This is a genomic window from Microvirga arvi, from assembly GCF_016892765.1.
Classification (GTDB): domain Bacteria; phylum Pseudomonadota; class Alphaproteobacteria; order Rhizobiales; family Beijerinckiaceae; genus Microvirga; species Microvirga arvi.
Window position 1 is genome coordinate 1 of sequence record NZ_JAFEMD010000053.1, and the last position, 22675, is coordinate 22675.

Annotated in this window: 11 protein-coding genes and 2 pseudogenes; 8 read left to right on the plus strand and 5 right to left on the minus strand. The window is 61.2% G+C overall.

Annotated elements, in window-relative coordinates; all coding sequences use genetic code 11:
* Positions 1-753: 753 nt before the first annotated feature.
* Together ILT44_RS31105 and ILT44_RS31750 are read right to left on the minus strand one after the other, a co-directional pair.
* Positions 754-1781: pseudogene (locus ILT44_RS31105) on the minus strand (transposase); the annotation flags it as partial.
* Positions 1782-1900: 119 nt separating this feature from the next.
* Positions 1901-3382 (minus strand): M81 family metallopeptidase, encoded by a 1482-nt coding sequence (locus ILT44_RS31750; RefSeq protein ID WP_204242046.1) that lies wholly within the window; start codon positions 3380-3382, stop codon positions 1901-1903.
* A gap of 139 nt (positions 3383-3521) precedes the next feature.
* Here ILT44_RS31750 and ILT44_RS23530 point away from each other — a divergent pair, with 139 nt between their 5' ends.
* The 7 genes and pseudogenes from ILT44_RS23530 (at position 3522) to ILT44_RS23560 (ending at position 10467) form a co-directional block, all read left to right on the plus strand.
* Complete coding sequence (locus tag ILT44_RS23530) at positions 3522-4157, plus strand: helix-turn-helix domain-containing protein (protein ID WP_204242047.1); 636 nt, start codon at positions 3522-3524, stop codon at positions 4155-4157.
* Entirely contained in the window at positions 4154-4918 is a 765-nt protein-coding gene (locus ILT44_RS23535; RefSeq protein ID WP_204242048.1) for a class II aldolase/adducin family protein, read from the plus strand. Before ILT44_RS23530 ends, ILT44_RS23535 begins: the two co-directional genes overlap by 4 nt.
* A gap of 64 nt (positions 4919-4982) precedes the next feature.
* Complete coding sequence (locus ILT44_RS23540; RefSeq protein WP_204242049.1) at positions 4983-6584, plus strand: ABC transporter substrate-binding protein; 1602 nt, start codon at positions 4983-4985, stop codon at positions 6582-6584.
* Positions 6585-6641: 57 nt separating this feature from the next.
* A complete protein-coding gene (locus tag ILT44_RS23545; RefSeq protein WP_204242050.1) occupies positions 6642-7583 on the plus strand; it encodes an ABC transporter permease in 942 nt (313 codons plus the stop codon).
* Between the two features lie 8 nt (positions 7584-7591).
* Positions 7592-8497 (plus strand): ABC transporter permease, encoded by a 906-nt coding sequence (locus ILT44_RS23550; protein WP_204242051.1) that lies wholly within the window; start codon positions 7592-7594, stop codon positions 8495-8497.
* Positions 8497-9491, plus strand: a pseudogene (locus ILT44_RS23555) (ABC transporter ATP-binding protein). The gene ILT44_RS23550 and the pseudogene ILT44_RS23555 overlap by 1 nt, the downstream one beginning before the upstream one ends.
* Complete coding sequence (locus ILT44_RS23560) at positions 9484-10467, plus strand: ABC transporter ATP-binding protein (protein WP_204242068.1); 984 nt, start codon at positions 9484-9486, stop codon at positions 10465-10467. The pseudogene ILT44_RS23555 and the gene ILT44_RS23560 overlap by 8 nt, the downstream one beginning before the upstream one ends.
* 308 nt (positions 10468-10775) lie before the next feature.
* Here the strand turns inward: ILT44_RS23560 and ILT44_RS31755 are convergent, their stop codons facing one another.
* The 3 genes from ILT44_RS31755 to ILT44_RS23575 all read right to left on the minus strand — a co-directional run bounded on the left by ILT44_RS31755 (position 10776) and on the right by ILT44_RS23575 (position 21164).
* Positions 10776-11318, minus strand: a complete 543-nt coding sequence (locus ILT44_RS31755) for an RHS repeat domain-containing protein (protein WP_204242052.1) — start codon at positions 11316-11318, stop codon at positions 10776-10778.
* Positions 11319-11793: 475 nt separating this feature from the next.
* Positions 11794-12528, minus strand: coding sequence for a toxin TcdB middle/N-terminal domain-containing protein (locus ILT44_RS23570; RefSeq protein ID WP_204242053.1), 735 nt, complete (start codon positions 12526-12528; stop codon positions 11794-11796).
* A gap of 1256 nt (positions 12529-13784) precedes the next feature.
* On the minus strand, positions 13785-21164 hold the full coding sequence (locus tag ILT44_RS23575) for a cadherin-like domain-containing protein (RefSeq protein WP_204242054.1): 7380 nt from the start codon (positions 21162-21164) through the stop codon (positions 13785-13787).
* A 260-nt stretch (positions 21165-21424) separates the two neighbouring features.
* Here ILT44_RS23575 and ILT44_RS23580 point away from each other — a divergent pair, with 260 nt between their 5' ends.
* Positions 21425-22651: a tetratricopeptide repeat protein gene (locus tag ILT44_RS23580; protein WP_204242055.1), complete on the plus strand. Its 1227-nt coding sequence runs from the start codon at positions 21425-21427 to the stop codon at positions 22649-22651.
* The last annotated feature ends 24 nt before the right edge of the window (positions 22652-22675 follow it).

The window sequence follows — 22675 nt, forward strand, 5'->3', positions numbered from 1 at the left end:
GGGCAGATGCCGGTAACCCTTTGATATTGTTGGTGAGCGCGCTGGGATCGAACCCAGGACCCTCTGATTAAAAGTCAAATGCCCTGTTCCACTCAAACCGCTTCGCTGTTTGGACAGAAATATTCCCTGTAATTCTGCACAGGTCATATTGCCTCAAAGTTTTGAATTGATTGCGCAATTCCGCTACCCGTCGGTTCAGGGACGGCCTAATCAGGCGAATTTCCCAGTACTTTGGCTGAAAACAAGGGATACACTACAGAGACAGGTTCGCAGGTGGCTACCTCCACGCCATTATCTAAGCCTCTGATATTGCAAAGTTTTTTTACTTCAGAATCAGCACTTGCAAGTCGCGGTATCCTTTAGACATTCCGGGATAATTATTCTCTGAGGAGCCCTTATTCGGAGTCGAATGAGGCATTCAGAGCTCCAACTTTGCCGTCTTTCTCCGCCTAAAAACCACGCAGTCCGGTTGTGGTGTAACAGGCAGGTGCGCGTCCGATTGATGGGATCAATGACTGCATTCCACTCGAAAGCAGAACTTAGGCTAAGATCCGCCTTGTGCCGATATTGTTGATTCAGTAGGGCGACGAAGGGCTGACGGTCTGCTCAGAGCATTTCAGGACTACGGTGCGCCTGTGTTCGCCGCGGCAAGCCGGCTACGGAACCGGGTTCGGGAGAGTTGGAGGGGCGTTGTCACACCCTGACTCCAGTAACAGCGGGTATGGGCCACAGTTTGGCGAGCCTTCTCAGATTCTAAGCTGTGGCTGCCAGCAGGAACTCGTCCCTGGCGCCACTTGGCCCACGCAGTCTCATACGGGCTAGCCGCAGGATGCCGCTTGAGGTGGGCAAACAGCATCTCGATCTTCTTGCGATCATGACGAGAACGCTCAAAGGCCGGAGTTCCCGCCAAAGCACGGGCCACATCCCTGGCATCCTCATCCAGTTTCGTGGGATGCGACGGCGGAGTGTATTGGGACAGCAGCGAGATTTCAGATTACAGCTCTGACAGTCGGATTGCTTGGCTCGGTAGAACCGGAGCCAGCCTTGGTGATCCCGGTGCGCGGCGTTGCGAAGCTGCGGCGGTACTGCACCAACCGCTTGCCATCGGGGCAGGTGTAGTGATCCTCGTTTGGATCAAACGCGAAGTCAGATCGTGAGAACGTGCCGTCAGTACGATCTGCCTTGTCGACTACTGGAATGTGCGGTGCAATCTGCTTCTCCTTGACTAGCCAGGCTAGGTTATCGATCGAGCCATAGGCGCGGTCGGCCACCCGCCGCCCGGGCGTGAGACCGAAGCGCTCAGCGGTGCGCTCGGGCATGGTGCGAGAAGCTCCGACCTCCGCCTACCAGATCGCCCGGGTGGCCTCCACATCCAGGATGACCGCGTGCTCGGTGTCGATCAGGTAGTTCGTGGCATAGGCAAAGAAGGAGGGACCGCGCATGGCGCCGGTCCACTGGGCTACCGGATCAGAGGGCGAGACGAACTTGGGCTCAACCGTTGCGGCCGCGCCCCAGGCGGCCTCATCCAGCGTCGCGAGATACTCGCTGACAGCGCGATGAGCATCGGCACCATGGTCATGGACTCGCCACGCGTCCCCTGGAATGGAGCGCTGCTTGTTGGCGTCAGCCGCGATCAGGCTGGCATCCACCGCGAAGCCTTCACCCCCGACCAGCCCCTCGGCCAAGCACCGTTCGACGACGCTCTCGAACAGATGACGCAGGATGTAGCTCTGGCGGAACCGGCCATGACGATTGCGTGAGAATGTGGAGTGGTCTGGTACTCTGACCTGGCACTTACTTCCCGTCGCGAGCAGAAGCGCGCTTAGAGCGTAGCCAATCTGGCGCGGTGACTATTTGCCAGCTGCCAATATGCCATGAGAACGAGCGGGCCTTGATAGGGCTAAGCTGAGAGCGCCTGGCCGTTCTCGTATGGATCTGCCACGTGGGGCCAGAGCGGACGCTTAACGTTGGTGAAGCGCAGCTTCAGCATATTCGTCTCCGTCGTGCCCGGCGCAGCGATGTAAAAGACCTCCTTCGCGATTGGCGCGAAGGCCGCATAGAAGTGCTGTGTGGATTTCAGCAGAACAATCTTCTTGGAGAGGAGATCGATGCCGAGTTGCGTATAGGCATCAGGCCCGTAGATCTGCGTGCGGGTCGAAGTGAGCACGATATCGACACCGTTCTCGGCCTCTATCCAGACGGAGTCGCCCATACAGGCCCTCAGGCCCTCGAGGCCCGACTGCCACATGTCTCGCCGGCATCCGCGCACTGTTACCCGCAGGTCGATAGGGTCTCCGGAGGCTGGGCCACATTTGCCGCCAAACCGCAAATTCAGGATGGCTCCGACACCAGCTTCCATGCAGATGCGGACGGCGTTGGGATCCCAGTATCCTGCGGCGGCGATATTGCCGATGCCACGATCGAGAATACGGCGCAACACGAAGGTGCTGTCGCCTGCAGCGCCACCGCCAGCATTGTCGGCGCTATCGGCGAGCACATAGGGGCCGCCTTCGCCCGTCAGCGCTTGATCGAGGCCCTCGTCGATCGAAACATACTCCTCACCAATATGGTGACGAGTTGCCCAGACGTTCTGCCCCAGTTCGGAAGCAAGCCGCGATGCGAGATTTGGATCGTCGTCGGTGATCACGAGGGTCTTGGCCCCGACCCGCTCGGTGTCGCCGTAAGGGAACCCGTGCGCGAAGGAAACCGAGAGGACGCCAGGAACCTGCTCCATCTCGATCATATGATCCACGAGCCGGCGAACGATTGGCTGGCTTGTCCGCCAGAACCCCAGCATACGACAGTCATGAAGGCGCATCACGGGCCGGATTCGCCCTTCCCTTGCGGCAAGGCTGAGCCGGTATACTTCCCGTGCGCGCTCCGCTACGTCCGTGTGCGGGTATTCCTTGAAGAGAACCACGACGTCAGCGACCTCGAGCAGGCGCTCGTCGAGATGACAGTGAAGGTCGAGTTCGACGCCGATCGAAGTCTTCGGGCCGACGATCCGACGAATTTGCTCGACGATATCGCTTTCGCAATCCTCGTAGCCTTGTGCGATCATAGCGCCGTGGAGAAAGAGCAACACCACGTCAACAGGGCCCGCAGCACGAAGGTCGTCGAGGATCTGATCACGCAGCCCTTCGTATACCTCACGCACCGTCGGACCCGCCGGCTGCGCGAAAGCGATGAGACTTTGCACGACCTCATGCCCATCAGAATCCGCGCAGGCGAACCAAGTTTTCACAGGAAGATTCACGAAGGTGTCGGGCTGCTCGCGCATATCCTCACGCGTTAGGACAAGCTCCCGAAAGGTTTGTAGGCCAGTTGGTAGGGGTGAGAAGCTGTTCGTCTCGGTTCCAAGTGTAGCGACGAAGATCTTCACCGTTGCGCCCCCTGATTTCTCACAACCATAGCCGTCATTTTCTGATTAGCAATAATTTTCTGAATGGAAAAAATTTATCTTGCCGGAAATGTTGATCGCTGGCACCATCCGCATTCATCTATCTCCCCACCGAGGGTCCATGTCTGTGCAGAAGCCCAAGCTCAACGAAGTCGTGCGCTCCCTACGCCACAAACGAGGCTGGACCCTGCAGCAACTGAGCGATCGTTCCGGCTTGCCGATCTCGACCCTCTCGAAGGTCGAGAAGGACCAGCTAACGCTCAGCTACGACAAGCTCATGGATCTTGCCGACGGGTTCGAGATCGAGGTGTCGGAGCTCTTCTCACATTCGGGGAGCGAAGGGGCGCCCGCGTTGTCCACCGGACGGCGGAGCATCACCATGCCGGGCGAGGGCCGTGCCTTCGAGAGTGAGAACTACGTCGATCACTACCTGTGTGGCGATCTGCGCACGAAGGAGATGACACCCGCCATCTCGCGCATCAAAGCGCACAGCATCGACGAATTCGGGCCGCTATACCGACACAGGGGCGAAGAGTTCATTTACGTTCTGTCCGGCACGATCGAGGTTCACACTGAATTCTACGAGCCGTTCGTTCTACCGCAGGGCGCGTCCGTCTACCTCGACAGCACAATGGGCCATGGCTACATCTCTGTTGGCCCAGAGGACGCCTGGGTTCTCGCTGTGGTGTGCAAGACCGCATCCGGGCGCATCGGTACGTGGAAAGAACATATCTATAGCGAGGAGGAAGCCCTTTGAGAGCCATTGCTACTACCCGGTCGGTTCCTGCCATCGATTGCGATCCCCAGGAATGGGAACTGCGCTGCGATATGGCCGCGGTGTTTCGCGTGTTGGCCCGCAACAACTGGAACGAGCAGATCGGCAACCACAACAGCCTGATGCTGCCCGGCACGGAGCACTACCTCATCAATCCTCGCGGTCTGCTGTTCCGCGAGATTCGCGCCAGCGATCTTATCGTTTGCGACTTCGACGGGAACGTCGTTCGCGGCACAGGCGAACTGCGGCGCATCGCCTTCAATATTCATGCGGAAATTCATAAGTGGCATCCGCAAGCAGCCTGTGTGCTTCACGTTCACCCGCCCTACCTTACGGCTTTTTCTCTTCTGGATCGCGCCCGCTTAGGGCTCGCACATCAGAACAATCTCTTCCTCAACGAACGAGTCGCCTACGACGATCGGCAGCATGGGATTTTGTTTGGAGCGCAGGAAGGCCAACGCATCGCGGAGGCCCTCGGCGACAAGAGCATCCTCATCATGGCAGGGCACGGGGTGACAGTCGTCGGTACGCGGATCTGCGATGCCTTCGACGAGCTCTATTTCGCCGAGCGCACCTGCATGTACCAGATGCTGGCCTTGCAGACCGGCCTCCCGCTCATGCAACAGGCGGACGAGCACAAGATTCCGTTCATTGGCCCATTCGGCGACCACATGGACTCACGTTTTCATCTCGACGCGTGGCGCCGCATCCTGGATCGGGAGGAGCCCGATTACGCGTCGTAGGAGAGCGCCGGCATGGCGCCATCTCCGAACATGTGACCCGTCAAAAAACAAAGAGGGGAAGACGATGAACATTCTGACCGGCCTTACATCTATTAGGGCGCTGCTCGGTGCTACCGCGGTAGGTCTGTGCTTGAGCGTATCTCCGACGGTGGCGCAAAGTTCGTCGACCATCAAAGCCGTCATGCAGGCGGATCTCGCGATCCTGGATCCCACATTCACCACGGCGACTATCACGACCGACTTCGGCTACATGGTCTATGACACGCTCTTTGCTCTTGACAGCAAAGGCGAGCCGAAGCCGCAGATGGTGGATCGTTATGAAAAGAGCGCCGACCTTCTCACCTGGACGTTTACCCTGCGCGAGGGCCTGAAGTGGCATGATGGAACGGCAGTCACGGCCGCTGACGCGGTCGCGTCTCTGAAGCGCTGGGGCGCGGTAGATAGTCTGGGCAAGTCCCTCATGGCTACCACCGAGAAGATGGACGCACTGAACGACAAGTCGTTCCAAATCATTCTCAAGAAGCCGTTCCCGCTGGTGCTGGAAGCACTCGCGAAGCCGAGTGCCTATACGCCGTTCATCTACCAGAAGGCGTTTGCGGAAACACCGCCGTCGCAAGCCAAGCACAAGGTGGTGGGATCCGGGCCCTTCATCTTCGTGGACGAGGAGTGGCGTCCTGGCAACCGAGTCGTGTTCCGCCGCAACCCAAACTATGTGTCACGCTCTGAGCCGCAGGATGGCCTTGCGGGCGGAAAGGTCGCGAAGGTCGAACGCGTCGAGTGGATCGCTATCCCGGATCCCAACACCGCGGTTGCCGCGCTGCAGAATGGCGAGATCCACTTCCTCGATAACCCTCTGATGGATTTTGTTCCGGTGCTGGAGGATGACCCGGACATCACCGTCTACCCAGTAGATAAGCTCGGGCAGACGGGCATGATCCGACCGAATCATCTCCAAAAGCCGTTCGACAACCCCAAAGCTCGCCAAGCACTAGTCAAGCTCGTGAAGCAATCCGATTTCGGCGCCGCCATGGGTGTGCCCAAGGGTCACTTCATCGAGTGCTACTCCTATCTCGGCTGCAACACGCCACTGGAGAACGATACGGGCGCGGAAGCCGCGAAGACGCAGGACATCGCCGAAGCCAAGAAGCTCCTTGCCGAGGCCGGCTATGCCGGCGAGAAGATCGTGGTGATGCAACCCACCGACATCGCGATCCTCAACTCGTCCACGCAAGTGCTGATCCAGAACCTACGAAATGCCGGCGTCAATGTGGACGCGCAGGCGATGGACTGGGGCACGCTGGTCAACCGTCGCAACAACAAGAACACCCCCGCCGAGGGTGGGTGGCACCTGTTCATCACGACGAACTTCACGAGCAATCTCGCCTCGCCCATAACCCACAGCTACCTGCAGGCCTCCTGCGATGCGGCAACATCCCCCGGCTGGCCCTGCGACAAGGACCTGCAGGCTCTCACCGACAAGTTCCAGGGCGCGTTGAGCCCCGAAGAGCGGAAGACCACGGCCGCAGAACTCAACAAGGCGGCCTACAAGTCCGTGCCGTATGCATCCTTCGGACAGATGCCGATCCTCGCGGCCTATCGCAAGGAGCTCAAAGGCGTGCAAACGTCGCGCCTGCCTGTGTTCTTCGGCGTTTCGCTCGAGAAGTAGCCAGCACGTGGACCGGCTCCGCGCCGCTCCACTGCTACCCTGCGAAGGCTTTTGACCATGCTCACCTACATCATGGGTCGCATTCTTTCGTCAATCCCGGTCATGGCGGTGATTGCCGTGATCGTATTCATGCTATTGCACCTGACCCCGGGAGACCCCGCCGCGATCATCGCCGGCGATCAGGCTTCAGCCGCGGACGTCGAGCGCATTCGGCAGGCGCTCGGCTTGAATCGCTCCCTGCCCGAGCAGTTCATCACCTGGGTGGGACAGATCCTCACCGGCGATCTCGGCACGTCGATCTATACGGGCCGGCCAGTGACGGAACTCATCGCGCAGCGCCTCGAGCCGACCGTCTCCCTGGCCCTGCTTACTCTTGTGGTCGCCGTGCTGGTGGCGGTTCCCATCGGCGTCATCGCCGCCTGGAAGGCCGGCACGTGGGTGGACTGGGCGCTGATGTTCGTCGCCATCCTGTTCTTTTCCATCCCCATCTTCATCACCGGCTACTTTCTCGTCTTCAACTTCTCGATTCAGTGGCGATTGCTGCCGGTTCAGGGCTACCGCAGCTTTTCTGGCGGGATCGGGCCCTTTCTGTCCCATCTCGTGCTGCCTGCCGTGAGCCTCGGCCTCGTCTATGCCTCGCTGTTGGCGCGCATGAGCCGCACCGCCATGCTGGAAGTGCTCCACCAGGACTACATCCGGACGGCCCGCGCGAAAGGGCTCGGCTCGGGCAAGGTGCTCTTCATCCATGCCCTCAAGAACGCCGCCGTGCCGATCATCACCACAATCGGGACTGGCCTCGTCCTGCTGCTGGGCGGCGTCGTGGTCGTGGAGAGCGTTTTCGCGATTCCAGGCGTCGGCCGCCTTACCGTGGATGCAGTGCTGCGACGCGACTACCCGATCATCCAGGGGGTCATTCTTCTGTTTTCTTTCGCATATGTGATCGTCAATCTCGGAATCGATTTGAGCTACCGCCTAGTCGATCCACGCATTCGGTATTGAGAGCGACCATGGACCAGGTTCTGGGCAGCACGATCACGACGACTCCGCCGCCCATGGCGCGAGGTCGTTGGCGCACAGTTCTTCGAGCGGTATTCCGCCATCCCAGAATAGTCGTCGGTGGGGCTCTTTTCGCGGTCATCACCCTCCTCACGCTGCTCGCGCCCTGGCTCGCTACCCACGATCCGATGCAGATCAATCCCGTCGAGCGCCTCCAAGCACCGTCGGCCGCACATCTCCTCGGTACCGACGGTCTTGGGCGTGACGTCTTCAGTCGCGTACTCTACGGCGGGCGAGTGTCGCTCTTTGTCGGCCTGAGCTCCGCATTAGCGGCATCCCTCGCGGGACTTGTGCTCGGTCTGGTGAGTGGCTATGTCCGCGCCATCGACAATATCGTCATGCTCGTCATGACGGGATTAATGGCGATCCCGGGAATCCTCCTAGCCATCGCTTTTACGACGCTCTCGTCAGCCAGCGTCGCCACGGTCGTTATCGCAATTACGATTCCGGAAGTGCCGCGCACGGCTCGCCTCGTGCGTTCCACCGTCCTTTCGATCCGAGAGCAGCCCTATGTGGATGCAGCGATTGTGACTGGTACGTCGTTCCCTCGACTGCTCCTTCGGCACATCTTTCCTAACGCTGCGGCCCCTCTCATTGTTCAGGCTACTTTCATTTGCGCTTCGGCGATCATCGTCGAAGCGTATCTAAGCTTCCTAGGCGCGGGCACGCCACCGGAAATCCCGAGTTGGGGCAACATGATCGCCGAGGCCCGCAACTTCCTGCGCTTCGCTGTCTGGATTCTGCTTTATCCCAGCCTGCTTCTCGGCGTCGCCGTGCTGTCGATCAATCTGCTTGGCGACGGCTTGCGCGACTGGCTCGATCCGCGACTGTCCGGACGTCTGACGGAGGGCCGATGATGGCAGCCCCGTTTATTCTCGAAGTGCGTGATCTGCGCATTGCCTTCGACACTCCTGGCGGGTCAGTGGCCCCCGTCGAGGAGGTGTCTTTCGCGCTCCGCGCCGGCGAGACGCTCGCAATCGTCGGAGAAAGCGGCTGCGGCAAGACGTTGAGCGCGCTTTCCCTCCTGCGACTTCTGCCGAAGACCCTGCACGCAACCGGCGAGATCCGCTTCGGCGGCAACAATCTACTCGCTCTCTCTGAAGCGGACATGAGCCGCGTGCGCGGAAACGAGATCGCGATGGTTTTTCAGGAACCCATGACAGCGCTTAATCCGGTTCTCACCATCGGGCGCCAGATCGCCGAGCCGCTCATGCTCCACAATGGTCTCGACCGCGCAGCGGCATGGGATCGGGCAGTGGACATGCTGCGCCTGGTGGAGATACCGGAGCCCGGTCGCCGCGTGAACGAATACCCTCACCAACTCTCGGGCGGCATGCGTCAGCGCGCCATGATAGCGATGGCGCTCGCCTGCAGCCCGAAGTTCTCATCGCCGACGAACCGACGACTGCTCTCGACGTGACCATTCAGGCCCAGATCCTGGTTCTCGTGAACAATCTCAAGGCTCAACTGGGTATGGCGGTCTTGCTGATCACGCACGATCTCGGCGTTGTCGCCCAGACGGCTGATCACGTGGCTGTTATGTACGCGGGCCGGATTGTCGAAGAGGCTCCAGTGATAGAACTCTTTGCGCGACCACAGCATCCCTATACGCGCGGACTACTCGCATCGGTGCCGAAACTCGATCCGATCGGTGCGCACACAGTCCTTTCTTCAATACCGGGGTCGGTGCCGGCGCTCACGGCCCGCCCCGAAGGCTGCGCGTTCGCCCCACGCTGCTCCGACACCACCGCCTTGTGTCAAAGTTCGAAGCCGCCTCTTGTAACGGCAAATCTATTGCATAGCGTCGCCTGCTGGGTGGCGCCTCACGTCAGGGAGGCCTCAGCTGTCTGAACGCCAACCTCCTCTGCTGAGCGTGGAGAATCTGACGGTGCGCTATCCCGTCAAGACCGGCTGGCTGGAGCCGCGCCGCGACGTCCTCGCAGTGAACGAACTCTCCTTCGAGGTGCGCCGGGGCGAGACCCTGGCCCTGGTCGGCGAGAGCGGCTGTGGTAAATCGACGGTCGGGCGTTCGATCCTTCGGCTGCTACGCCCGACCTCGGGCCGGATCGTGGTGGACGGGATCGACATTGCCGGTCTGTCACGGAAGCGGCTCAAGCCCTTCCGCCGCAAGGTGCAGATGATCTTTCAAGATCCGTTCGCATCATTGAACCCGCGCATGAACGCCGGCGAGATCGTGGGCGAGCCTTTGTCCAATTTCGACTTGGCGCATGGCCGTGACCGGGAAGAGCGCGTTGCCGCCCTATTTCAGCGGGTCGGACTGAGTCGAGACCAAATGCGGCGATACCCGCACGAGTTTTCGGGAGGGCAACGTCAACGCTTGGGCATCGCCCGAGCCCTCGCAGTTGAGCCTGCTCTCATTGTGGGTGACGAACCGCTGTCCGCTCTCGACGTGTCGGTTCAAGCGCAGGTGATCAATCTCATGCAGGAGCTCCAGCGGGACCTTGGCCTCGCCTATGTGTTCATCGCACACGATCTCGCGGTGGTGCAGCACATCAGCCAAAGGGTGGCCGTCATGTATCTGGGGCGCCTTGTCGAGATGGGCGACACAAGGCAAATCTTCGCGAACCCACGTCATCCCTATACAAAGGCGCTACTCGCTGCCGTGCCCATTCCCGACCCGACGAACCGGCGGGAGATCAAACCCCTGCAAGGCGAGGTGCCAAGCCCTATAAACCCGCCTGCGGGTTGCTCGTTCGCCTCCCGATGCCCATTAGCCGAAAGTCAGTGCCGCCAAAGCATTCCCGCGCTGGTCGAAGTCGCGGCCGGACAAGCGGTGGCCTGCCATGCCATGGCACATGGTCACTAAGTGGTCCGCAATGTCCAAAGGACCCGCAACCACAGTTCGTACCCTTTATTCGGTTTAGGCTGACTTGGACAGCACGGATGATCCGCTTCGAACTCATGTCGCGGACTGCGCATACCACACCAGCGCCCTACACCGGAGTCTCGTCAGTTTGGATGCGCGGGCCTTGAACAGCAAGCTTTCTCAGGTGGTGCTTCTCGCGCTAGAACGCTTCGAATTTTACCGGTATTTCCGCGACTTAGCTCTGAGAACCGAATTGGCGGTTCGAATCTCTCCTCTGGCCGGCGCGGTCGAGGCGAAATAGCCCTCGATTAACAATGGTTAGCTAGGCGGTGGAAGCGGTGAACGCTGTCAGCATGACCAAGGTCGCCGATGTCCTCGCTTAGCCCGCTGGCGATGAGGATGAGCTGTCCGGCATTGTCATAAGCATAAGTCCAGGTGCCGAGGTCCGGATCCACCGCCTTGAGGCGCCGCCCGAGCGAGTCGTACTCGTAGCTCCACTGGTTGCCTGCCTCGTCGGTGAGGCCGATCATCTGGTCGAGCGCTTTCCAAATCATGAGGCGGCTCACCGAACCGGTGCCGTTCTGACGCTGGATGCGGATGATGCGTCCATGCGCGTCCTTGTGCTCCTCGCGCACCCGGTTGAGCTCGTCGGTGATGCGAAGCGACAGATACCCGCCTGGATCTGAGCTGTGGAAGTAGGCGGTGCTCACGCTGGCGTTGTACGGGTGTGTCAGCTTGGTCTGCCGGCCGAGCGCATCGTAGCTGTAGGTGGTGGCGTAAGCAGGATCGCCGGCATAGAAGGGCGCCGTGCGGCTTCTGACCTGGCCGCGCAGGTGGTAGCTGGTCTGCACGGTGATTGGCGTGTTGGGCGCGCTCGACTGGCTAAGCCACTCGCGGGCGAAGCCGTCGAAATAGCGGCGGGTCCACAGGAGGCCCCGCGCGGGGCCGGCGTGACGGTCTCCACAGACTGGCCGGTGGGGTTGCCGAGCGGCGAGTAGGTGTAGCGGGTGTAGTCGCCACCGGGCTTGCTGATAAAGGTGGGCCGGCAGAACGCATCGGTGGCGGTGGCTTGTCCTGTCAGGTCGGTAGTGAGCCGCGGTACGCCGCAGCCCGGATCGTAGGTAGCGGTGGCGACGAGCACATTGCTCGTGCTATCGCTCTTGCGCACCTCGACCGGGTAGAGCTTGTAGGTGGGATCGTACGTGGTGGTGGTGACGCGCCCAATCTCGTCCGTCTCGCTCACCCGGTTGCCGACAGAATCGTAGGTGTATTGCTTCGTAAGAAGATATAACCCGGATGATGGAATGAATTGGCGGCTATGCTTAGTTAGAAGGCCTTAGTAGCTGGCGTAACTGTGCTGTTGCTGTAGTCGTAGTAATACATCTCCTCCGAAACTTTCTGTCCAGAGCGTCCAATCCCTGCATACATGTACAAATAGCTCGGTACATTGACTATGTAGAGACTTATGTTGAAAGCATTGTACGCGCGTATAGTGGTTCTCTCATCTCCTGTGACATCAAGACGGCCATAGTCAATCGATTGAGTCACGTTCCCAAAGTCGTCAAAGGTTCGCTCGACAGCCTTGGTGCGGGCGGCGCCGGCATCGTCGTAGTCGGTGGTGTCGGTGCGGGTGTTTACGGAGCGGTACGGCAGGGCCGCCGGGCTGCCTGTTGTTGTCCAGGTCTGCGCCACATGGCGTAAAGTTTTACTCCCGCTGAGCGACTGCACGGCCGCGACCTCGCCAGCAGCTGCGAGATCCTGTCGGAAGCTGTAGACCTGCGAGGGGCAAGCGGTCTCTCCCAGGTTGCAGGGCAGTGTTGCGGTGACGGTTCTAAAGCCCAGAAAGCGCTGCTCGGCCTGGTTCCACAGGCCGCCGGAGTAGGTGTAGCCGGTGGTGGCCACCGTGCCGCGGCCGTCATCGGTGGTGACGGCCTTCACCCGCTGCAGCACCATGGGCAGAGAGGTGTTGTCCGAAGCGGTGGAAGGCTCGTACGCGATGCTCGTCTTGCCGCCATAGAGGAGGCTATTCCTGCTCGTCGGTGATCTAATACGATACATCATATATTATCCACAGCCTCTGCTTAAAGGCTCAAGTTTACAGCCCACGCAGCCAGCACCCGCTGGCCTACCAGCACGAATGATTGTGCGGCCCGTAAGTTCGAGTAGGAGAGCTCCACCCAATTGCGAAAGCAAGAGATCGACGGCTCAGGCGTGACCTACAACAGCTTGGCTTCGAGCAGCAGCGTAAGCAGCGGACGCGACAGAAATAGGTCGACCAACTTCGGCGGCTTCGAGTTGCTGCAGGTCTTTGCAATCACCCCGTTCATCAGGTCTCCGGCAAGAACGAGTCGGTCAAGATATTAGCAGGCAATATGCAGCACCTCCTTGAGCACTTAGCAGAAACCCTTCAGCTTCTCATGTACCCTTTCCCTGCCTTACGTCCGGAACTGTGGTTGCTTGAACCCGGCGGCCAGCGGCAAGATCAGAGGTCTCCAGCCGGGCATGGAAGCGCAGGATGCTGATCGTGATCAGCTCAAGACGTCCAGCAGTCTGCTCCCACGGCAGTTCGGGCAGTTTAAGGGTGCGCCGAGCAAAAGGCTCCTCGTTGAAGTCCTCTCCCCTGATCTACTTTGCTATTTGGCGAAGCACACTTTAGTTCCTTGTTTTGACTCAGTTAGCTCGCTGTTCTTCAGAGATAATTCCCTGTTTGCCTCCGCAGGGAACTTGCCCTTAACATACTGGCACTCCCCTGAGCTCCGCATATACTTCCATCTAGGAGAACTGAAATAGGGCAAAATTCCCTATACTTCCGGGTTATCAGGGAATACTTAGTGAGAGACAGGTTCTCAGCTGACTCCGTCCACCGCCACTATTTAAGTCTACGAAATTGCACAATTTTTCTCTTGAGAGCTCCCTGCTCTTGTGTCGGATTTCTTGCGTCAATTCCGAGAGAGCCATTCTCTGACGGACGTTCTCTAGACGCCAAAGAGGGCCTTCAGGGCTCCTACTCTGCGTCCGTTCTCCACCTGAAAAGCGCCCAGTCTGGTTGTGGCGTGACAAGCAGTGCGGGTGCAATCGCTTTGATCAATGACCGCATTCAACTCAAAAGCGGGAGCATCCGGACCTCGACCTGTGCGTCGTGGCGGAGCGCCTTGCGGACCTGGGGAATGCGATCTCTTTGCGGTCGATGGTCATTCACTCGATGCTTTGCAAAAGAAAGGCCCGCTCATCGGCGGGCCTTCGTGTTTTCAGGGGCTAAGCGTCAGGCGACCTTGTCCACCCGCGCAGGCGGGGAGGTGGAAAGTATGCCCGCCGCCTCAGATGAAGAGGTAGTAGTCATGCCCCTCCAGATGGATCAGGATCTGACCCCGGATCGGCTCGAGGATCCCAGTAGAATTGCCCGCCAGCACCCCTTCGAGGACGACGACCGATCCCTGCGGGAAATTCGTGCCTTGGCCAGAAGGGTCTACCTGGACGACGATGTCGTTGGTCCCGGTGGCCGCCACCCGCATGAAGCCGTCAAGCGACTGCCCCGGCGTGAACACGCCGTCCAGCACCCCTGAAAGGTCCAGCCGGTCCCCCTCGGAGAAGTTGTAGTCCGCGATACGGTCGAGGTTGGTGTCCCCGTCGGCCTCGGCGAAGACGAAGGTGTCGGCGCCGGCGCCGCCCGCCAGCACGTCGGTTCCTGCCCCACCAGACAGCGTCTCGTTGGCGTTGCCGCCGAGGATGAGGTCGTTCCCAGCCTCGCCGCGGATCGTGGCCGCCACGACGCCGCTAGCCACCAGCATGTCGTTGCCGTCACCGCCACTGCCGGAATGGAAGGTCGCGGTCCCGATGATCAGGTCGTTGCCGGCCGAGCCCTGGCCTAGGCCCAGATTGGGGGCCAAGCCGAGGTTCTGCTTCCAGGCCGTGAGGTCAACGTAGCTGTTGGCAGGGTTGTTGGTGGTTCGAGTGGCCCATTGATCTACTAAGTGGAAGTTCGCGGTCTCGAACCCCGCCGCAGTCGCCCGCCAGGAGGAAGTGGAGAGGTTCAGGATGTCCCCATTCGGGTTATTGACATAGGTCTGCAGTTCGGAGCGGAAAGCTGTTGTCGTCATTACCTCCTGCAGCTGCCGCGCCGTGAAGAGCAGGTTGACCGTATCGTTGGCATTGCCGCCGTCGTAGGCCGTGGCCGCCGCGCCAACATGGTTCCAGGACGTGTAGAGGGTGTCGCTCTGGTTCCCGCTGGACAAGGCCGGGGAGAACACATTCACCCCAGCGAAGAGGTTGCTGTCCTGCCCGTTCGTGCTGGTGAAGGTGACTTCGCTCACCGCCACCGACGGCTTCGTGGCCGCTCCAACGGTGATGTTGAAAGTATCGGCGTCGTTGCCCTCACTGTCCAGGATCAGGTTGTTGCCCGCGATCCAGGCGTTGATCGCGGCCACCGTTCCGGTGATGAACGTGGTAGGCCCGCTCGTCGTCGCGCCGCCCCCGGCCGGGGTGCCGACGAAGCTGAAGGTGCCATCGCCCGAGATGCGGGTGATCGTGACCGAAACCGGCCCGGTTGTATCCGGATCGACGAGCATGAACCGGTTGAAGGGCGTTGTGTCGCCACCCCCGAACTGGTTATACTGCATGGTAGCCGGGCTGATGATAGTGGTGGGGAGATCCCGAGGCGCTACGTCCAGGGTGATGGTGCTGGGAGCAGGCCCTACCCCGGACGAATCGAGGATCGAGACCGTGATCGTCGTATCCACGGCGAAGGCCGTGGAAGGCATGAACGCAACCGCCGCCAGGGCCGCGTTCACGGTCGCAACCGATCCGGTGATGCTCCAGACTCCGGTGATGTTGTCGTATGAGCCGCCGCCCGTGGTCGTGAGCCAGCCTACCGTCGGACTCGCCAGCGTGAGTGTGGCGGTGACGGCATCCCCGTCTTGGTCGCTTACGACGATGTTGTCGAGGGCGACCAAGGGTGTGTTCCAGGCATATTGCACAGTATCCCAGGCGTACTGCTTGGTCTGGGTCAGGTTCGTCGCCGTCGGCGCGTGGTTGTTGGCCACCCCGGTGACTGTGACATAGGCGTGTGCCGTTGCTGAGGCACCATGGTCGTCCCTGACGGTGTAGACGATGTCCACGACCGCGCTCTGACCGGCGCCCAACCCGTCATAGGCGCCATTGGGATCGTAGGTGATCGTCCCGTCCTGTACCGTGACACTTCCCAGGCTGCCGGAGGCCAGCGCTGCGGATTGCAGGAAGACGGCATCGGACTCGGGGTCTCGGTCATTGGCGAGCGGGACGAGGCTCACTGCGTGGGCTTCATCGGTCATTGCCTGGTCGTCGACCGGGGTCGGGGCGTCGTTGAACCCATGCACGACAACCGTGTGGGTCGCGGTGGCCGTGGCGCCATGGCCATCCTGCACGGTGTAGCTGACGGTCACGGTGTCCGTCTGTCCGGCGGCCAAGTGGAGGAAGTCGGTGCCGGGGTCGAAAATGGCGACGCCGCCTGCCACCGTCAGGGAGCCGCTCCCGTCGACGATCCGGGCGTCGAGCAGGGAGATGACGTCCCCGTCGTCCGGGTCGCTGTCGTTCTCCAACAGGTCCAAGGCCTCGGGAGTGCGGTCGCTGACCGTCTGTGAACCCGCGGCCGCCGAAGGGGCGTCGTTGACGCCGGTGACCGTCACCGTATCCGTGACCGTGGAGGTGGCGCCATGCTCGTCTGTGATCGTGTAGGTGATCGCCACCTGCTCCGATCCGCCCCCGGCAAGATATCCGAAGGCGTCCCCCGGAACGAAGGTCAAGGTGCCGTCGCCATTGTCGACGACGCTGCCCTTCGAGGCGCTCGCGGTCAGGATGGATAGGACGGCCCCGTCGTCCGGATCGACGTCGTTAGCGAGCACGTCGAGGATGACGGCGGTGTCCTCGTCGGTCGAGGTGCTCTCGCCGACCGCGGTGGGGCCATCATTGACGCCCGTGACGGTCACCGTGTCGTTGACGATCCATGTAGCGCCGTGCTCATCGGCGATGGTGTAGATGACGGCTGCCTGCGCCATGGCGCCGGCCGCGAGGCTGGTGAAGGCTTCTCCTGGATTGTACGTCAACGTGCCGTCACCATGGTCGGCGACTGTGCCGCCCCCGCTGACATAGGCCGTGACCACGGTCAACTCCGCCCCGTCATCCGGGTCCGAGTCGTTGCCGAGCACGTTGAAGGTGACGGTGGATCTGGCCGTCGTCGAAGCCGTCTCCGGCACACCGGATGGGCTGTCGTTCGCGCCGGTGACCGTGATCGTGCCGGTCACGGTGGAGGTCGCGCCGCTGGTATCCTCGACCGTATAGGTGATGCTTACCTGTGCCGTTGCTCCGTCTGCCAGATGGTTGAAGGCCGCGCCAGGGTCATAGGTCAAGGTGCCGTCATCGTTGATGGTCACGGAGCCTGCGCCAGTCACGGTCGCCGACGTCACCATTAGAGCATCGCCATCCGGATCGGCATCGTTCGCCAACACATCGAACCTGACAGGATTGTCCTCGTATGTCGTCGCGGTCTCCACCACGGCAGTCGGCCCATCGTTCTGGCCGAAGACGATGATCGTGTCGACAACGGTCGACGTGGCGCCGTGCTCATCCGCCACCGTATAGGTTACGGTGACCTGCACGGAGGCCCCAGCGGCAAGACCGGCAAAGGCGTTGCCCGGATCATAGGTGAGGGTCCCGTCGCCATTGCTGGTCACGGATCCGCCTCCAGACGCCGAGGCGGAGACCACGGTCAGGACTGCGCCCGCATCCGGATCGGTGTCGTTTGCCAGCACGTTGAATCTCACCGCTGTCCCCGCCGTCGTCGAGTCGGTGTCCGCTACTGCCACCGGCCCATCGTTCGTGCCGGTGATGGTCACCGTGATGATGTGCGTGCCTGTGCCATCCGCCGCTTCCACCATGATGCTGTCGGTGAGCGAGCCCGTCGCTCCCAGGGCCTGCACGGCCGGATGGGTATTGTCGAGCGCGTAGGTCCAAGTGCCATCAGTCTCCACATTGAACGTGCCGTAGGTGCCGCCGGTCGCAAACTTCACGGCCGCCTCACCTGCGTCGGCATCGGTGATCACCAACTGCCCGCCGGCGGTGGTGTCGCTGTCCTCCGTCACTGCAGTATCGTCAGAAGCTCCAGCCGTGACCAGAGCTGTATCGTTGGTGCCCGTAATGGTGACCGTGACGGACGAGGACGACTGGATACCGCGCTCGTCCTGCATCGTATACGCGATCGCTACCGTCTCTTGCGCGCCGGCGGCCAGATGGTCGAAATCACTGCCAGGGATGAACACGATCTTGCCGCCGACCACGGATGCGATGCCTCGCCCCTCCGGCGCCAAGGCCGAAACGAGGGTGAGAACCGCGCCTTCATCCACATCCGTGTCGTTGGCGAGCACGTCGAGTGTCAGCATCTCGTTTTCTTCGCCTGAGGCCACATCGGCCACCGCCACCGGCCCGTCGTTGGAGCCGGTGATGGTGATGACGAGATTGGCCGGTGGCGAGGTGGTCCCTTGCGCGTCCGTCACCATGAAGGGGATCGTCAGCATCTGCGATCCGCCGGCGGCAAGCGCATCGTAGCTTGAGGCGTCGAAGGTATAGCTGCCATCGGCATTGAAGATCAGCCCTGTCGGTGCCGCGTTCACCAGGGCGTAGACGAGAGTCGCCGTCTCGCCTTGATCCGTATCGGTGCCGGCCACCGAGCCGCTGATGGTCCCGTCCTCGTCAACGGCTTCGGCTGCGGCCACGACCAGTGGCCCATCGTTGGTACCGGTCACTGTCCATGAGACCGAAGCCGGTGTGGTGACAGTGCCATCGGAGACGCTATAGCTCACCGTCACGGTCGTGGTCTGGCCAACTGCCAGGCCCTGGTAGGCTGAGACGGATGGGTCGAGGGCGAACTCACCGTTAGTGTAAGTGACCCCGGCTGGAAGATCGGTTGGAACACCGACGACCGAGAGATTGGCGCCAGCATCGGCATCATAGACTCTCGCCAGGGGATCGAGGGTTGAGACACCCCCGTCCTCGGTGGCCGAGCTTGTCACCGTGCCGGATACGGTTGGAGCATCATTCGTGCCCTGCACTGTGATGGTCACGATCTGGCTCGTGGTGCCGCCCTGGCCGTCGCTCACCAGAACCGTGAAGATCTCCTTATGCGACTCTCCCGCCGCGAGATCTTGGTGCGCCGCGTTGGCAAGCGTATAGGTCCACTCGCCCGTTGCTTCATTCAGGCTGAGTGAGCCGTAGGTTCCATCCGCACTCCCCTGGATTGCGTAGGACAAGGCCGTTGCCTGATCGGTATCGGAGGCCTGCACATGACCTGAGGCCGTGATCGCCTCGTCCTCCTTGACCGTGCCGGTTTGCGGTTCGGACGTAATCAACGGCCCGTCGTTAGAGCCCACGATGGTGACCGTGATGATGTGCGTGCCTGTGCCATCCGCCGATTCCACCGTGATGCTGTCGGTGAGCGAGCCCGTTGCTCCCAGCGCCTGCACCGCCGCATGGGCGTTGTTGAGCGCATAGGTCCATGCACCGTTCGCCCCTATGGTGAACGTGCCGTAAGTGCCGCCGGTCGCAGCCTTTATGGCTGCCTCGCCAGAGTCGGCATCCGTAATCACTAGTTGACCGCCAGCCGTGGAGTCGCTGTCCTCCGTCACCGTCGCGTCATTGGAGGCCCCAACCGTGATCAGAGCCGCGTCATTCGTGCCAGTGATGGTGACAGTGACGGACGCGGTCGATTGTTCTCCGTACTCATCCTGCATCGTATAGGTGAGGGTTACGCTTTCCTGAGCACCAGCCGGCAGATGGTCAAAGTCGGTCCCCGGATCGAACACGACCTTGCCGCCAACCACAGAGGCTGTACCCTGGCCGTCCGGCGCCAGGGCCGAGACGAGCGTGAACACATGCTCCTCGTCCACATCCGTGTCGTTGGCGAGCACGTCAATCGTCAGCGTCTGGTTCTCGGTCCCGGACGCCGCATCGGCCACCGCAACAGGTCCATCGTTCGTGCCGGTGACAGTCCACCGGACCGAGGCCGGTGTCGTGGCAGTGCCGTCGGAGATGCCGTAGCTCACCGTCACGGTGGTGGTCTGACCCGCCGCCAGGTGCTGATAGACCGACACGGATGGGTCGAGGATGAACTGGCCGTTGGCATAAGTGACACCAGCCGGAAGGCTGGCCGGGACTCCAACAACTGACAGGGTCGCGCCTCCATCCGCATCGGAGGCGTTCGCCAGAGCATCGAGGATCGAGATGCTCCCGCCCTCCGTGGCCGAACCCATGACCGCACCGGTCACAACCGGAGCATCGTTCGCGCCTGTCACCGTCACGGTGGCATTTGCGGTGGCGGTCCCGCCCTTGCCGTCTGAGATCACATAGCGGATCACCACCTGGGCGATCTGCCCGATTTTGAGGTGGTTGTAGGCTCCGTCGGGATCATAAGCGATCGTGCCGTCAGGGTTGACGGCAACTTTCCCTTGCCCTTGGATGATCTGCGCCGACTGCACGGTCAGCACGTCGTTCACATCTTGATCGATGTCGTTCGCCAGCACGGCAATCGCAACTGCGCCGTCCTCACCCCTCACGACGTAATCAGCGGTTGCTCGCGGCCCGTCGTTGGTGCCGTTGATGACAATGGTCAGGGTGGCCGTGCTGGTCTTGGATCCGTTCGTGATCACATAGGTGAAAGTTTCAAATGCCTGTTCGCCCGCGCCCAAGCGCTGGACGGCGGCATCGCCGCTGCGCAGAATGTACGAGTAGCTGCCGCTGCTGCCGATGACGAGGGTGCCATGCTGCGCCGGGATCGTGACCGTACCGACACCAAGCGCCAAGGCTTGGCCGTTCACCGATGTCACCTGCAGCGCCGCTCCATCGACGTCCGAGTCGTTCGTCAGAACATTGCCGCTGACGAACGAAAGGACGTCCTCCTTCACCGCCGAGGTGTCAGCGATGGTGGTCGGGGCTACCTTGGTGACGCCGATCAGGTCGGCAGCCATGATCGTCGTGGTGCCCCACAGATCGATCCGCATCTCGGCCGAGCCGTTGCCGTCACGATCAACAAACAGAATGGCTCCGCCGCCACCCGGCGCGTACCAGGCCGAGGCCACACCACCTCCGAGAGCACCACCCTTGCCGTTCCAGGTGATCAGCCCCAGGGCGGACAAGTCGACCCGATCGCCCTGAGCCCGCGAGAAGTCGCTGATGCGGTCATACTGGCCGACCTGGTTGACGGAGTCGGAGACAGACTCGAAGACGTAAGTGTCTTTTCCGCTGCCGCCCGTGAGGGTGTCGGCGCCTGCTCCACCGATCAGCGTATCGTTGCCGACCTCGCCGAGCAGGGTGTCGTTGCCGGCGCCGCCATGCACCCAGTCATTGCCGTCGCCGGCCTTGATCGTCTCAGCGTTCGCGGTGCCGTAGACCGTGTCGTTGCCGGTGCCGGCGGTCAGTTCGATCGAGCGCAAAGTCTGCGAGAGCTGAGTCGGGCTGTAGGCTGCGGGCAGCAGGCTCCGGTAGGGGTTTCCGACGACGTTCTGCGCGAGCGTGCCGTTGGTGAAGGTGAAGCGGATCAGACCCTGCTCGTACAGAGCGCGGATAACCTGCTCGAGGGACTGGCTGGTGCCGAGGGCGGTGAGCACCTCGCCCCAGACGATTTGCGTTCCATTCGTCGAGTTGGTGTCCAGGCGACGCAGGTCGATCACAGCCATGATGGTTCTCCCCCAGCTCTGTTTGGGATATCTGCCCGAGACCTTCAGGCATGTTCCGGATTGAAGTGCTCAGCAGGTCAGGGCCTGCTTGTTTTATGTGCAGCACGGACTATCAGAGCGGTTACCGTGTGAAATCTCCAGATCTCTGACGGCTTAGGACCAAGGTCGGATAAACGGAGATAGACCTTTGTCTGGAGACAGCAGCACTATTCCCGAGGCAGAATAGCGGTCCCCCTCGGAAGCATGCTGGGAGATCATCCTTGGTGAGCCATGTCAGGCCGCATTCTTCGGCTCGCGTTGAACCTGTTCCGGCCGATGAGCTGGTGGTCCGCTTTCGCGCGGGGCGGTATCGGCATGCAGCTGATCTAGATTTTGCGCCCGCGCAGTTGGAGGCGTGTGCGGAAAGCCTTGATGAACGCGGCCACTATGACCTCCTGCGTCTTGCCGCCTGGGGGCACAGCCTGCGTCAGGAGCATGCCGAGGCCCTCGCCCTGCAGATCAAGGTTTTCGCGCTTCGACCTGATGCCGAAGCTCTCAGGAACATCGGCGTGTTTGCCCGCAAGGCCGGAGACCGGTGGCATGCCGTCGACTTCCTCCTCCGCCACCACTCGCGCGTTCCCGAAGATTCAGGGCTTTATGACATCCTCGCCCATAATTGCGGGCACTTTGGTGACCTGGAGGCGGCACGCCGCTTCGGCTGCCGGTCACTTGAACTGAAGGATGCGGCGCATCGGGTGCCGCAGGAGCCCTGGAACCTGCCCTCGGTGCCACCCTTCAACCCTGGACGCGGCCCAAGCACGAACGTCATCTCTTTCTCACTGTTCGGCACGAGCCCGCGCTACGTCCGGCCGCTTCTGTTGAGCGCGGAGGCACGGCCGCACCTCTACCCGCTTTGGACGATCCGGGTTTACGTGGACGATACGGTTTCGCCCGACACAATCCGGGCCCTGCAGGCGAAGAATTGCCAAGTGATCAGGGTGACGAACACCGGCGGCATTCCCGGTACGTTCTGGCGGTTCTTCGTGGCAGACGACCCTTCAGTCGATCGGTACATTGTGCGTGACGCAGATTCGATCATCAACGTCAGGGAGCGCATCGCGGTCGATGCCTGGATCGCCTCGGGACTGCACTTCCATGTCATGCGCGACTTCTACACCCATTCCGAACTCATCCTCGCCGGGATGTGGGGCGGCGTCAGAGGAGCCCTGCCGCCGATGCAGTCAATGATCCGAGCATGGCAGCGCAATCGCAGGGATCGGGTGGTGTATAACGATGTCACCGCGGACCAAGCTTTCCTGCGCGAGCGAATTTGGCCCTACCTGCGCCGTAGCGCCCTAATTCACGACAGCGTCTTTGACCATACGGACGGCGCCGATTTCCCAACGTTGGGAACTCTTCCGCCGTGGATGCACGTGGGACAGGATAACTCTATCTTTCTGCAGCCTCGCCGCCCTGCGCCCTTGGAAACACTCTCAGCCATGTTCTGACTACGCGGCAGAACCATCCTCAAA

What these genes read in the sequence shown, in the direction of transcription:
- ILT44_RS23570 (WP_204242053.1), bottom strand. Translation starts at nt 12,528, where the DNA reads ATGATGTATCGTATTAGATCACCGACGAGCAGGAATAGCCTCCTCTAT.
- ILT44_RS23550 (WP_204242051.1), top strand. Translation starts at nt 7,592, where the DNA reads ATGGACCAGGTTCTGGGCAGCACGATCACGACGACTCCGCCGCCCATG.
- ILT44_RS23575 (WP_204242054.1), bottom strand. Translation starts at nt 21,164, where the DNA reads ATGGCTGTGATCGACCTGCGTCGCCTGGACACCAACTCGACGAATGGA.
- ILT44_RS23530 (WP_204242047.1), top strand. Translation starts at nt 3,522, where the DNA reads ATGTCTGTGCAGAAGCCCAAGCTCAACGAAGTCGTGCGCTCCCTACGC.
- ILT44_RS23540 (WP_204242049.1), top strand. Translation starts at nt 4,983, where the DNA reads ATGAACATTCTGACCGGCCTTACATCTATTAGGGCGCTGCTCGGTGCT.
- ILT44_RS23545 (WP_204242050.1), top strand. Translation starts at nt 6,642, where the DNA reads ATGCTCACCTACATCATGGGTCGCATTCTTTCGTCAATCCCGGTCATG.